Annotated in this window: 12 protein-coding genes; 4 read left to right on the top strand and 8 right to left on the bottom strand. The window is 39.3% G+C overall.

Annotated features, from left to right (window positions below):
• Positions 1–137 precede the first annotated feature (137 nt).
• The 5 genes from A9479_RS05065 to galU are packed head-to-tail and all read right to left on the bottom strand — an operon-like array spanning position 138 to position 5,848.
• Positions 138–1,127 (bottom strand): NAD-dependent epimerase, encoded by a 990-nt coding sequence (locus A9479_RS05065; protein ID WP_064662869.1) that lies wholly within the window; start codon positions 1,125–1,127, stop codon positions 138–140.
• Positions 1,124–2,485 (bottom strand): UDP-glucose/GDP-mannose dehydrogenase family protein, encoded by a 1,362-nt coding sequence (locus tag A9479_RS05060; RefSeq protein WP_064662868.1) that lies wholly within the window; start codon positions 2,483–2,485, stop codon positions 1,124–1,126. Before A9479_RS05060 ends, A9479_RS05065 begins: the two co-directional genes overlap by 4 nt.
• Positions 2,486–2,494: 9 nt before the next feature.
• Positions 2,495–3,745: a UDP-N-acetyl-D-mannosamine dehydrogenase gene (gene wecC / locus A9479_RS05055; protein ID WP_064662867.1), complete on the bottom strand. Its 1,251-nt coding sequence runs from the start codon at positions 3,743–3,745 to the stop codon at positions 2,495–2,497.
• 33 nt (positions 3,746–3,778) lie between these two features.
• On the bottom strand, positions 3,779–4,912 hold the full coding sequence (gene wecB, locus A9479_RS05050) for a non-hydrolyzing UDP-N-acetylglucosamine 2-epimerase (protein WP_064662866.1): 1,134 nt from the start codon (positions 4,910–4,912) through the stop codon (positions 3,779–3,781).
• A gap of 39 nt (positions 4,913–4,951) precedes the next feature.
• Complete coding sequence (galU, locus tag A9479_RS05045; protein ID WP_064662865.1) at positions 4,952–5,848, bottom strand: UTP--glucose-1-phosphate uridylyltransferase GalU; 897 nt, start codon at positions 5,846–5,848, stop codon at positions 4,952–4,954.
• 262 nt (positions 5,849–6,110) lie between these two features.
• Between galU and A9479_RS05040 the strand changes: the two genes are divergently transcribed.
• From A9479_RS05040 to A9479_RS05025, 4 genes are all read left to right on the top strand, one after another.
• Entirely contained in the window at positions 6,111–6,809 is a 699-nt protein-coding gene (locus A9479_RS05040; protein WP_033103306.1) for a transglutaminase-like cysteine peptidase, read from the top strand.
• On the top strand, positions 6,793–8,799 hold the full coding sequence (locus tag A9479_RS05035; protein ID WP_064662864.1) for an EAL domain-containing protein: 2,007 nt from the start codon (positions 6,793–6,795) through the stop codon (positions 8,797–8,799). The genes A9479_RS05040 and A9479_RS05035 overlap by 17 nt, the downstream gene beginning before the upstream one ends.
• Positions 8,800–8,820: 21 nt before the next feature.
• Entirely contained in the window at positions 8,821–9,432 is a 612-nt protein-coding gene (locus A9479_RS05030) for a hypothetical protein (protein WP_064662863.1), read from the top strand.
• Positions 9,433–9,496: 64 nt separating this feature from the next.
• Entirely contained in the window at positions 9,497–10,819 is a 1,323-nt protein-coding gene (locus A9479_RS05025; protein WP_197487238.1) for an O-antigen ligase, read from the top strand.
• 692 nt (positions 10,820–11,511) lie between these two features.
• Here A9479_RS05025 and A9479_RS05020 read toward each other — a convergent pair.
• Genes A9479_RS05020 through A9479_RS05010 form a run of 3 tightly spaced genes read right to left on the bottom strand, consistent with a single transcriptional unit; the run spans position 11,512 to position 14,499 of the window.
• Complete coding sequence (locus A9479_RS05020) at positions 11,512–13,371, bottom strand: alkaline phosphatase D family protein (RefSeq protein ID WP_064662861.1); 1,860 nt, start codon at positions 13,369–13,371, stop codon at positions 11,512–11,514.
• Between the two features lie 4 nt (positions 13,372–13,375).
• Positions 13,376–14,155: a TatD family hydrolase gene (locus tag A9479_RS05015; protein ID WP_013464702.1), complete on the bottom strand. Its 780-nt coding sequence runs from the start codon at positions 14,153–14,155 to the stop codon at positions 13,376–13,378.
• Between the two features lie 17 nt (positions 14,156–14,172).
• Positions 14,173–14,499 carry a PilZ domain-containing protein gene (locus tag A9479_RS05010; protein WP_064662860.1) on the bottom strand — a complete coding sequence of 109 codons (327 nt, stop codon included), beginning with the start codon at positions 14,497–14,499 and terminating at the stop codon, positions 14,173–14,175.
• Positions 14,500–14,506 lie beyond the last annotated feature (7 nt).

Here is a 14,506-nt window from a genome sequence, read left to right as displayed (position 1 = left end):
ACAAACTCTTAACCAAAAGACATATTTAAAAGACTCACCCAAAAATAAACTTTTAAAAACGCTAAGTTTAGATGTAGTTTTATAAATTCTATAATGATCATGTTTTATATAGTCTTTAAGTTCAAAAAAAGAGTTTATCATTTGTTATAAAATTCCGAGTACCACTTTACAAACTTATTAATACCATCTTGAAGATTAGTCTCTGGTTTAAAACCTATTTGTTTATTAAGCTCTTCTATGTCAGCGTATGTGCGAACAACATCACCATCTTGCATTGGTAAATACTTTTTATTCGCTTTTTTAGCAAGGGCATTTTCAATCGTGTTAATAAAAGACTCAAGCTGTACTGGTTGATTGTTGCCAATATTAAATAAACGATAATATTGTGAGCCTTCTTTTGTATTACCAGACTCAACACATGGAACATGATCTTGAATACGAATAATGCCTTCAACAATATCGTCTATATAAGTAAAGTCTCTTTGCATCTCACCATTATTAAATACTTTAATTTCTCTATCGTTGGCTATAGCATCAGTGAATAAAAATGGGGCCATATCAGGTCGTCCCCAAGGTCCGTAGACTGTAAAAAAGCGAAGTCCTGTAGTAGGCAATGAATATAAGTGACTATAAGTATGCGCCATCAGTTCATTAGATTTTTTAGTTGCTGCATACAGAGATACAGGGTGATCAACTCTATCTTCTTCTGCAAAAGGTATTTTAGTATTTGCACCATATACAGAGCTTGAAGAAGCATAAACCAGATGCTTCACGTTGTTATGGCGACACCCCTCTAATATTGTTGCCATGCCTACTACGTTTGAATCAATATAAGCCATCGGGTTTTCTATTGAATACCTTACACCCGCTTGCGCTGCTAAATGAATCACTCTTTCGAACTTTTCGTTTGCAAATAGATCTGCAATAGCCTCTCTATCAGCAAGCTCCATTTTTATAAAACTAAAGTTATTAAAGTGTTCTATACGCTTTAAACGCGCAAGTTTTAATGCCGGATCGTAATAATCATTTAAGTTATCAAGCCCTATAACTTCATGACCTAATTGGCATAAACGCTCAGCCACAAAGTTACCAATAAAACCTGCTGCTCCTGTTACGAGATATTTCATAGATTAAACCCAGTTACCGATAGTCCACGGCCAATACTATAATATTTAATGTCTTTTTTGTTTATTCTATTTGGCTCAAATAAGTTTCGTCCATCAAATATGACTGCACTACTTAGTTTCGATTTTATCAAATCAAAATCTGGCGCTCTAAAATTCTGCCATTCGGTACAAATAACTAATGCGTCAGCTTTGTTTAGAGCGGACTCTTTGGTCCCCATTAAGCTTAAATCGTCTCGGCTACCGTAAATTCGTTGGGTTTCTTCCATTGCTTCAGGGTCATATGCTTGTACCTTAGCACCTGATTCCCATAACTGTTCCATTAAAATACGACTTGGTGCTTCTCGCATATCATCTGTGTTAGGTTTAAAGCTTAAACCCCACAATGCAAAAGTCTTACCTTTAATTGCATCTGGATTTTTTTCTAAGTCATAGTGTTTTGTGATGTACTCAAATAACTTATGCTTTTGAGCATAATTTACGGCTTCGACTGCTTTGAGTATTTTTGATTCGTAGCCTATGCTATCGGTCGTACGAACAAGTGCTTGTACATCTTTGGGAAAGCATGAGCCTCCATAACCACAACCGGGGTAAATAAACTGATAACCGATTCGTGGATCTGAACCTATGCCATGGCGAACATGTTCTATGTCGGCACCTACTCGTTCAGCGATATTCGCCATTTCGTTCATAAAGCTAATTTTAGTAGCTAGCATGCAGTTAGCTGCGTATTTAGTAAGTTCAGCACTTTTAATATCCATGACGATAATTTTTTCGTGATTTCGATTAAATGGTGCATAAAGTTCACGCATTTGGTCTTCTGCATCTGTCGAGTCTGTACCAATAATTATGCGATCAGGGCGTTTACAATCATTAACTGCAGCCCCTTCTTTTAAAAACTCAGGATTTGATACCACTGAAAAAGTTAAATCACTTTTTCGGCTATCAAGAATTGACTGCACTGTTGCTTTAACTTTATCTGCAGTGCCCACAGGTACCGTTGACTTATCGATAATAACTTTTGGCTTTTGCATATGTGTAGCAATAGTTTCTGCTACTTTTAATACGTACTTTAAATCTGCCGAGCCGTCTTCATCTGGCGGAGTACCTACTGCAATAAACTGAAGTTCACCAAATTCAACCCCAAACTGAGCATCTGTTGTAAATATTAAACGACCTTCCGCAAAGTTTTTTTCTACCAAAGGCGTTAGCCCAGGCTCGTAAATTGGGATAATACCTTTTTTTAAGTTTTCTATCCGGGTTTCATCAATATCAACACAGCATACGTCGTGTCCTGCATCTGCTAGCACTGCCGCTTGTACCAAACCGACATAACCAATACCATAAAAAGTAACTTTCATAACAATTCCTTACAAAATACCGCGAGTATCAATAACAACTTTTGATGCAAACTCTGTTTTATCTGCTGCTTTAAATTGTTTATGATCGACTAATACTACAACGACATTTGCTTGCTCTAGTGCGCTTTCTAACGACACTAAGCTGACATTTTTATCTGCTAGGTTGGCTGGTAGCTCTGAAATGTTTGGCTCTACCGCAAGTATTTCACCAATATTTTTTGCTGCTAATTCTTCAACAATATTTAATGCCGGACTCTCACGAAGATCGTCAATATCGGCTTTAAATGAAAGGCCTAAACATGCAATAACTGGACGTTTAAATTCATCAGCGGCTTTTGCTACTTTTTCAATTACGTAAAATGGTTTTGCGTCGTTAGTTAAGCGTGCTTGTTTAATTATTTTTGCTTCGTCTGGGCAGCTTGCAACAATAAACCAAGGGTCAACCGCAATACAGTGGCCGCCAACACCAGGGCCTGGATTTAAAATATTTACACGCGGGTGCCGATTAGCAAGCTTAATAAGCTCCCACACATTAATTTTTAATTTGTCACAAATTACCGACAGCTCATTAGCAAAGGCAATGTTTACATCGCGAAATGAGTTTTCGGTTAATTTAGCCATTTCAGCAGTGCGAGCATTGGTAATAATACACTCGCCACGAACGAAAGTTTCGTATAACTTAACGGCTTTTTCGCTACATGCTTTGCTCATACCACCTATAACGCGGTCGTTCGACACAAGCTCTTGCAATACATAACCTGGTAATACACGTTCTGGACAATGCGCAATGTTAATGTCGGCGGCATCGCCTTTATCTTGTGGGAAGGTTAAGTCAGGGCGTGCTTCACTCAACCAAGCGGCAAGTTGCTCTGTTGCACCTACGGGTGACGTACTTTCTAAAATAACTAAGTTACCTTTTTCAAGCACTGGAGCAATCATTTTTGCAGCCGATTCAATATAGCTTAAGTCTGCGCTGTGGTTACCACTTTCGCTGTGAATAAATGGTGTAGGTACAGCTACCATAAATGCGTCGGCTTTTTCTGGTGTAGTCGTCGCTCTTAAATTGCCGGTAGACACTACGCCACGTACTATTATGTCGAGATCGGGCTCTACAATATGTATTTCACCGGCATTAATGGTATTGACTGCTTTTTCGCTTACGTCTAAACCAATTACTTTCATACCGCGCGATGCAATAACGGCTGCAGTTGGTAAACCTATGTAGCCTAAACCAACAACTGAAACTGTTTTAATTGTCATTATTTAATCCTTGAAAAAGTTTTAAACTTTATTTTAATCTTTAAAGTGTTGCTTAATTTTAGCCACAATGCGCTCACACGCTTTACCATCGCCATAAGGGTTATGTGCACGGCTCATTGATTGATATTCTTGAGCGTTAGTGAGTAAGTTATTTACTTCACTCACAATGCGAGCTTTATCTGTACCTACTAATTTAACTGTGCCAGCTTCTACCGCCTCAGGGCGTTCTGTGGTGTCACGCATAACAAGTACAGGTTTACCTAGGCTTGGCGCTTCTTCTTGTACACCACCTGAGTCGGTTACTATTATGTGAGCTTGATTCATTAAGTACACAAAGGGTAGGTAGTCTTGCGGCTCGATTAAATGCACATTATCAACATTTTTTAATATGCGGTTTACCGGTTCGCGTACATTAGGATTTAAATGCATTGGGTATAAAATTTGTGCATCTGGGTGCGCGGTTGCAATTTCTACTAACGCCTCACAAATTCGCTCAAAACCGCCACCAAAACTCTCACGGCGGTGCCCTGTTACTAAAATAAGTTTTTTAGTTTCATCGAGCTCTGGAAACTTAGCTTTTAATGTTGCGATTAAATCGGTATCGGTTTTTACCTTATCAACCACTTGTAATAATGCATCAATAACAGTGTTACCAGTAACGAGAATATCGTCAGCATTCACTGCTTCGTTGAGTAAGTTTTGCTGTGATGTTTGCGTTGGTGCAAAGTGTAACTTTGTAATAGCGCCAGTGAGCTTGCGGTTCCCCTCTTCCGGCCATGGTGAACTTAAGTTACCTGTGCGTAAACCCGCTTCTACGTGCCCCACTGGAATTTGCTGATAAAACGCCGCTAAACTTGCAGATAAAGTCGTGCTTGTATCGCCATGAACTAGCACTAAGTCTGGTTTAAACTCTTCAAGAATAGGTTTTAAGCCTAACAAAATATTTGTTGTTACATCGTATAAGCTTTGGCCCGGCTTCATAATATTTAAATCGTAATCTGGTACAATTTCAAACAGCTCTAAAACTTGGTCAAGCATTTCACGATGCTGTGCAGTAACACATACTTTTGCGTCAATACCTTCTGCTGCATTTAGTGCTTTAACAAGCGGTGCCATTTTTATTGCTTCAGGTCGCGTACCAAAAATACTTAATACTTTAATAGCCATGATTTCCCTTAATTTTTTACTAACCGGTTTTGCATAAATTTATGCATTTGCCATTAATTGCTTAACGCGCTTTGTAAATTCTTCACCTATTAGGCTTGATTGCATTGCGTATTCAACGTTTGCAAGCATGTAACCTAATTTTGAGCCGCAGTCATGCGACTTACCTTTTAAATGGTACGCTTCAATTGTTTCAAGATGACGTAACTGCAGTAATGCATCTGTTAATTGTATTTCACCACCAGCCCCTGGTGGCGTAAACTCGAGTAAATCCCAAATAGCGGGTGATACAACATAACGACCTGTTATGGCTAAATTACTGGGCGCTTCGTCATTGTCTGGCTTTTCAACCATGTTGGTTATGGTTGCATTTTCGCCAGGCGCAATATTTTTACCTGCCAAATCAACCACACCATAGTTGTGCACTTCCTCATGAGGGACTGGTTCAACCATAATTTGATTATGTTGAGTGCCTTCAAATTGGGCGATCATTTGCGCAAGGTTATCAACCTTAAGATTTGACTTATATTGATCGATAATTACATCGGGCAATAAAATAGCAAAAGGGTTATTGCCTATAATTGGGCGGGTTTCAAGTATTGCGTGGCCTAGGCCTAACGGCGCCGATTGACGAACCGATATAATACTTACATCTCTCGGGATTATTGAGCGAACTTCTTCTAGTAGGCTGCGTTTTACGCGGGCTTCTAGGGTGGCTTCTAGCTCAAAGCTGGTATCAAAATGATTTTCTATTGCGTTTTTAGAAGCATGGGTAACCAGTATGATTTCTTTAATACCGGCTTTTACTGCTTCGTTTACAACGTATTGAATGAGAGGTTTGTCTACTAGTGGAAGCATTTCCTTTGGCGTTGCTTTGGTAGCTGGCAACATGCGTGTACCCAAACCTGCAACAGGCAAGACTGCTTTTAATACTTTCACTTCAATTCCTTTTATTGTTACTTTTTTATTCCGTAGCTACTTGCTGATGTTTTTGCCAAATTAAGCAAAGATTTTAAGTGCTACTGTCCATATGGGCGGCTATTATACACAAGCCATACAATCGCTCAATACAAAAAGCAGTCTTTTTGATTGTTTAGTGTGAATTTTTTGTTAACATATGGATTTTTGCTTTTTTTGTAACCTATCATTTTAGTTTTAATGGGAATATAATTGCTTTGTTAACATTTTAGGGATGGGCTTTGTGCGCGTTGGAATTTGCATCATTATATTAGTGTCTTTTTTTGCTTGTGCACAAGACATGCTTTTGCATCTGCGAAATAGCGATATAATAAGCCGTGCCAAACAGTTTTACGGCGATGCAGGCCACCAACGAATAAAAACGTGGCTGAGTTTTATAGATGACTCTGCCGATAAGAGCGAATGGCAAAAAATTCATTTAGTTAATGACTTTTTTAATAAGCATATAAAGTACAAAACCGATGACGAACTTTGGCAAAAAAAAGATTACTGGGCCACTCCACTAGAAAGCTTAGGTGTGGGCATGGGTGACTGTGAAGATTATGTTATTGCTAAATATTTTACTTTAATCGCTTTAGGTATCCCCGAAGATAAAATACGCTTTATGTATGTACGCCAGCGTACGGTTAATCAACCTCACATGGTGCTTATATACTTTGAACAACCTAACCAAATACCGCTGGTGCTTGATAATTTTAATACAAAATTAGTGCCTGCTAGTAATCGGGGTGATCTAAAACCTATCTATAGCTTTAATGGCCAAGGTTTATGGTTAGCCAAATCGAAAGGGTTAGGTAATAAGGTTAAAAATAGTCGTGGCGTTTCTGCTTGGAACACCATGCTTGAACGAATTGAACAAGGCGAGCTTGCGCCTGCCAACGGTAACAATAAAGGAACTAGTAGTTATGTCTCGACTCTTTAAACATGGATTGAGTTTAAAAACCCAAGTATATGGCTTGATCATATTAATTTCGGTTATTTCATTTTGCGTACGTGTTATCACCGATGTGGATACAACCCGTAATTACTTACAAACGCAAATGGCCAGCCACGCACAAGACACGGCTACTAGTTTAGGGCTTTCGATATCACCTTATTTAGAAGACGACAGCCTAATGATTGCACAAACGATGGCAACCGCTATTTTTGACTCTGGTTATTATAGCCAAATTAAATTTACCGATGTTCAAAATAATATAGTGTTTGAGTTACAAAACCCTAAACGCGTTGAATCAGTTCCTGGTTGGTTTATTAGTGCTGTTGAACTGAGTGCACCCACTATGCATTCTGAAATAAACAATGGCTGGATGATGGCAGGCACACTTGATGTAACCAGCCATACTGGGCAATCTTACCTTACCTTATGGCAACACACACTCCGCAGCTTATATAGCTCATTTTTGCTATTAGCAGCATCGCTGGCTATTGCATTTTTAATTTTACGCGCAGTATTTAAGCCGTTAAAAGCAGTAGAAGACCAAGCCACTTTAGTTACTCGAAAACGCTTTACCTTAAATAAAGAAATACCAGTAGCACGGGAGCTTCGCACTGTAACCCAAGCCATAAATAACATGGTTATAAACTTACAAAGTACGTTTGATTCGCTGACCAAACAAACACAAGCGCTTACTGAAGAAGTATACATAGATTCGTTAACGGGGTTGGGTAACCGTAAGTCGTTTGAAAACCACTTTAATTCTGTTGTAAATAATATTACTGACGATGCGCCAATTACTGCGTTGATGCTTACCCTGCCCTCGTTAAATAATATTAACCAAGTGGTAAGCTACCAAGATGGTGATCAGCATGTACTTGATGCAGCCAAAATACTGAAACAGCTTGCTGATGAGTTACCAAATTCAACTATATTTAGGCTTAATGGGGGTACGTTTGTATTACTGGCCCCATATGACGTTTTATTTTTAAATAAAGCCCGCCTAGACCTCATTGATAATTTAAGTCAAAAAGAAAACAGCTTACATATAAACGGTTACGCTAATTTAGCCATTGTTGGCGTTGAGCAAGGAGCGAGTTTAGGTGAAGTGTTATCGCTACTTGATACTGGTTGCACTATAGGTGAAGACACTACGTTTGATAAAAACGATAAAGAGTCATTATTTAGTGTTAACCAATGGCGTACCTTAATTAAGTCGATTATAAATGCTGGCGAAGTGAGTTTTTCGGTGCAACCTGTTAAACAAGCTAATAAAACTGATTCTCAGTGTTACTTTGAGGTATTTGCACACTTTATTCATGAAGGCGAAAAGGTAAATAATGGCCACTTATTCGCGATGGCTGAAAAGTTAAATTTAACCGAAGAACTCGATAAAAAAATTATACGTAGCTTTGTAGATGTAAAAGAGCAATACCCAAATGATGTATTTGCGTTGAATATTAGCAAGGCATCCTTGTACTCAACTGACTTTATACAATGGCTTACCCTTTACTCGCACACTAAACCGGTAATTAAAACAAACTTAGTGTTTGAACTACATGAAATTGGTTTGCTTTATAACGTGCATGTTGCGTCTTTACATATAGATGCAATTAAAGAGCTGGGTATTAATGTCTGTATTGAACACTTTGGTACTAGCTTAACGTCGTTTAGGTATTTACAAGGTCTTGATATTGAGTATGTAAAAATTGATGGTAGTTATATTCAAGATTTAGTAACTAACCCACAAAGCCAATTTTATATTCAAACAGTTAATAATATTTGTCATGGTTTTGGTATTAAGGTTTTAGCCTGTTTAATTGAAAAAACCGAGACTTTAGAAATTCTCGAATACTTAGGATGTGATGGCGTACAAGGTAATTTAATACTGCCACCATCAAAAATTATTAAATCTAATGAAAATGGCGTAAATAAAGAGTTTACTTTTTGCACCGATGCGCTAAAATTTTGCAATTAGTACTCAACCAAGGGACGAGAAATGAAAAAATTAATTTTAGCTGGCTTAGTAGCTAGTGCGTCTGCTCTAACTGCTTTGCCAACCTATGCACAAACGGATAATAATGCTGTGGTTCAAGAAGTGAGCATAAATAGCATTATTGATATTCTTAATAACGTAACAGCAGATACTACGCCAGAGCAATTACGCGAAGAGCTTGTTGCTGCGTTAAATAAAGCGTGTACGAACAAAAATAACATTTTAAATAATGGCTCTGAAAATGAATCAGACAATAACTCACCTGAAAAAAGTGGGGAAGGTAATTGGTTTAACGGAGCATTAGCGAATGATGTTTGTTGTAATACCGCAGATATTGATATTTTGGTGAAGACTGTTGTTGATGAATTAGGTGCAGAAAATCCGCTAATCTCTGATTTTTTAAGCAGCCTTTCATCTACGTGTTCTAATTCTGATGCAATCACCCTAGCAGCAATTACCGCAGGTGTTGATGCAACAACCGCTTCTGAAGCAACTGCTGCAGGTCCTGGTGCAGGTCAGCCTGCTCCGCCAGTAGGCAGCTTACCAACATTACCAACACCTCCAGGTTCTGGTGGTACAGGCGGTGATAACGGTATATCTGAAGTCGGTAACTAGTTTTTACTATTAGTATATTCAAACGCAGCCAATTGGCTGCGTTTTTACTTTGTTTGAGTTTATTTTGAATCGTTTTATATTTTTTCTTATTTGTCTGATCCTTTTTTTGCTTCCCCTTCCTTTAGGTAGTTATAGGCCTTGGGCAATTTTAGCTATTGGTATTTTAACTAGCTTTACCTTTATTACTCACTTGGCAAACAGTGTTTTAAATAACCACCAAGCACTTTTCCCTCCTCGATATACTTGGCCGTTATTTACTACCTTGGGCATTGTGGCTTTAGTGTGTGGAGTTCAGTTATTTGGCGTGAGTGTTGATGCTTTTCAAACCAAACAAATGTTATTAAAAACCAGTTTTTTAATAATGTTGAGCTGGTTAATATTTAATTACTGTAATAATGTAAATCGTATTAAAAAATTAATTTACGCCGTCATTTGCGCCGGTGTTTTTCAGGCTTTGTATGCTAGTTACTTAAACTTATCGCCCGATATTGTTAGCCCTTTATTTGGCTACAAACACACCGACAGAGCGATTGGTACTTTTACCTATTCTAACTTTTTAGCTAACTATTTAGCGCTGTGCTTATGCTTAGGCATTGGTGTTTTAATTAGCGAACTAAAACGCACTAACAACGGCTACAAGCCTACTTTAAAACAAACCTTACGTGCTTGGGCTGAGATTATATTAAGCTCTAAAATAATTTTGCGTATATCGCTAATTATTATAATTGTGGCGCTTATTTTAACTCGTAGCCGTATGGGTAATTCGGCCTTTTTTATCGCCTTAATTATAGTGAGCTTACTGGCGCTGTTTGTTTATAAACAAAAGCCTAAGGCATTTAAGTTATTGATTGTGAGCTTTTTTATTATCGATTTAATCATCATTGGTGCCATTTTCGATGTAGAAAAAGTAAAACAACGTATTAGCGAAACCAGTTTACAATCGGAAACTCGCGATGAAGTTGTACGCGACTCAATCCCGCTGATTTTAGATAACCCGTTGTTAGGCTCGGGCGGCGGTACTTTTTACACTGCGTTTCCCGCGTATCAGTCTGAGCCCTACTCTGGTTATTACGACAATGCGCATAACGATTATGTGCAATTTGCAGTTGAGCTGGGTATTCCTGCAACGGCGTTATTGGGGCTGTTAGTGGTTTATTGTTTATGGTTATGTATTAATACTATGCGTACGCGTAAAACAGCGCTTTATCAGGGTGTGGCGTTTGGTTGTGCTACAGCTATTGTGGCAATGATGCTGCATTCGTCGGTTGATTATTCGCTACAGGCTGGGGCTAATTCGATGTTGTTTATAGTGGTGTTATGTTTAGCTTTATTAACCAATAAGTTGCCAGCACCAAAACGGATTAAAAAACGACGCAGCGAAAGTTAACGGGCTGCGGGGAGCGGGTTACGAGCCTAATCCCGAAACCCGTAGTTCGCAACCCGCCGTGAGCAAGCTCTAACACCTAACACTTCATCCAGTTATATCATTACAATAAGATCTTAGTGATTTATTTACCACAGAGGGTAGGAGAAAAAAGAGAAAGTGACTAAATACAAACGTTATAAGCATCAGAAAAGTAAAAGGTATTAGGCTTTTTGCTTTGTATTCTCAGTGCAGCGCGTAGCGGCTCGGTGTCCTCTGTGGTTCAAGAATAAAGGTTTTAAATAAAGTTAACGGGTTTCGAGCTTAATCCTTCACCCAGTACTATTATTACAATAAGATCTTAGTGATTTATTTACCACCGAGGGTTGGAGAAAACAGAGAAAGTGACTAAATACAAACGTTATGAGCATTAGAAAAGTAAAAGGTATTAGGCTTTTTGCTTTGTATTCTCAGTGCAGCGTGTAGCGCCTCGGTGTCCTCTGTGGTTCAAGAATAATTTTTATGTTTTGGGTTTAAGTGATTTATTCACAAAGAGGGTTTAGAGACGCTTCGCTTTTAGTTATTTAGCCCGCAACTCGAAGTTCTTCGCCCGTCGCTCACGACATTAAAAAATGCCGCGACATGAAGTCGCTGCTACAAATCGGCAATAATATCAACCTGATACCTAGCACCTAAAACCTATCGCCTGTTCCAATTTACTGCTCTTCTAAATCAAATTCGGTGGTGTGGCCGTCGCCGTGTATGAGCTGGTAACGGTCTAAATTACCGCCTTTGAGAGTAACCAAACTAATAGCCGAATCACTTACTAGGTACTTTTGCCCTTTGCCTTTAGTTTGGTGTTTGTCTACTTCCATATGCCAGCGTTTGGTAAAAAAGTTAAGCGGACTTTTAGGGCCATATAAAATAGAGTCGAGCTTATCTAGCACATTTATTAGCTTACGCGGGAACTCGTTTTTAATGCCACTGGCTGTGAGCTGCCAAATTCTGTTGGGGTGATCGCCAAAACGCTTTTGCACTGAAAAACAAAACGAATAATGCACGTCGCCTGATAAAATCAGCGTTTCATTTGGGGTGTCGGTACGTCTAAATGTGTCGAGCAATTTTTTAGCTGAGCCTTCGTGCGCCATCCAGTTTTCTACATCAACCATAAGCGGTTGCCCACACATGTTAAACACCGCTTGAATTGCCTCTATTGATTTAACCCCAAACACCGGTGCGGGCGATACAATAATGACTTGGTCATGGCTGAGTAGGCTTTCTTCAAGCTCAGTGAGACGCTCCCAATCTAACAAGCCTGAGGGTTCATTAAAGTTCTGCTCGTTACGCCAGCGGTGTGTTCGGGTATCAAGCACCACCACTTTAGGAATAGTTGTTAGCTCATAATGCCAATGGTTAAAATCGTTTAGATGTTTATCAAATGCTTTGAATTGCCATTGCTTATCCCCAGCTAGACTTGTTGTAAATGGAGTAAGTAGCGCACCGGTTTTTTGCAGTGCGTCGTTCCCCATTCCCTGAAACAGCCAATAGCTTGCTAAGCCATTATTTACAATACGCTTACTGCTGGGGTTTTGATTTATCGCTTGCTCCCACCCGGCGGTGAGGTTCCAATCATCAGTGACATCGTGATCGTCAAACATCATTAAGGTAGACACATTGGCACATAACCGCTCTACCTCAGCTAAGCCTTTAGCGTAATCAATGAGTGTGGCTTTTTCTGTGCTAAACAATGCTTGGCTTTTTTCGTTACCGCCTGAGTAATTTAGCTTTGATAAGTCAACATATTGCCACGCGGTACTACTAAAATTAAGTAAATACAGTGCCACAAATTCTTCAAAATGAATAAGGTGGTTATACGCTTTTACGCTAGAAAAATGCGGCTCGTCTTTTTTTAACCAGTAACCTATGCCTAATTTAGAGCGCTTTTTCCATGAGGTGGTAGGGAGTAAATGATGGCGGCCATAAAGCTGTTGGCTAATATCGTCGGGTAAATCCAGCGCAAGCGCTTGCTCTTTGTAAATGCCTAATTGCTCGATGAGTTTATGGATAGCTAATAACATAGGCCCTGCTACATCGTCAGCATATACCTGATCGCCCGAGAGCAATAGCAACTGCGCCCCTTGCTGATTATGACTGCGTTGAGTAGCTTGCCACTGACTTGAACTAACTAGGCTGTCTTTTGCGGGATGATGTGCATTACGACACGAGCCATGCAATATTTGCGTCAATCTTTTGGGGATCACAAACGCAGGTAACGCGCCATCATTAAAACTAAACGCTGATAAATCAACGGGGCTGTCATCAAAAAATAACTGATATTGTAGTAATATGTCGCGCGGGAACTGACTGTTTATGGGTTTAATAACTATGAACTGTAAAAATAAATGTTCACCCAGTCTAACGCTGTTTTGTTCGCTATAGCATTCGTAGCCCATTAGCTCTATACGGCCGTTTACCTGCTTTGAGGTAGCAAACTGAATACAAACTGTGGTTTTTTCTGCTCGGCGCACCATAGGCCCCATAAGTAACAGCGGGTGTTGCACCGAGAGAGTCGTCATGAGGTTAGCCTTTAGCTGCTAATTTAAATAAAGAATAAAAATTATCGGTAGTGGCCTTTGCCAACTCGTTAAAGCTAATACCTTTTAGTTCACTAATATAATAAGCAACGTCTTCCACATACGCTGGCTGATTAGTTTTACCACGGTACGGTACTGGCGCTAAGTAAGGAGAGTCGGTTTCAATAAGCAGTCGATCGAGTGGAATTTGTTTTACTACTTCTTTAAGCTCTACCGCATTTTTAAAAGTCACAATGCCTGAAATAGAAATATAAAAACCCATATCAATGGCTTTTTTGGCCATATCCCAATCTTCAGTAAAGCAATGTAATACTCCACCGCAATTTTCTGCTTTGTGCTCACGCATTAAATTAATGGTGTCGGCACGTGCATCGCGGGTATGAATAATAAGTGGCTTTTGTAATTCGTTGGCTACTTCAATATGGCCAACAAAGCTTGCTTGCTGCACTGCGTGAGTGTCTTTTGCATAATAGTAGTCAAGCCCGGTTTCGCCAATGGCCACTACTTTGTGGTGCGAGGCTAAATCAATTAATTGCTGTTTGTTAAGCGCGTCTTTTTGATCAAGCGGGTGCACACCACATGACGCTGATACGTCGTCGTAATGCTTAATTTGCTCTAGCATGTTAGGGAACTGATCAAGTGTAACGCTCACACATAAAAAGTGTTCTACTTTTTTTGCGCGGGCGTTATCAAGTACTTGGTCTAGGTTTAAATCGAGTTTATCAAAATCAAGACGGTCTAAATGGCAATGAGAATCTACAATCAAAATAAGGCCTGTTTTTACTACATGGTATAAGTTGGATTGCCGGAGTTTAACATAGTCCCCAGCAGTTTTTCGATCTTCGCGTTTAGGTTTGTTTTATCATCTAAAAAGCTAATGCCGATCCCCGGAGGGTTTGAGCTTTGTGCACCTTGCGGAGTGATCCACGTAACTTTGCCGGTGACCACATCGTCTTCTAAGGCATCAGGTAAGGTTACTCGTAAAGCGAGTGAATACCCAGGCTCATAACGCATATTGGTGCGTACAAATAGCCCCCCTTTTTTTAAAAAAGGCATGTAGCAGCGATATAGTTCGTCAAGGTCTTCTATATCAACTAATAGCTCTTGCATATCTAAT

The organism is Pseudoalteromonas sp. MQS005 (assembly GCF_001661605.1).
GTDB lineage: Bacteria > Pseudomonadota > Gammaproteobacteria > Enterobacterales > Alteromonadaceae > Pseudoalteromonas > Pseudoalteromonas tetraodonis.
Note: the sequence above shows the minus strand (reverse complement) of the source record. Positions and strands in the feature narration are given on the sequence as shown.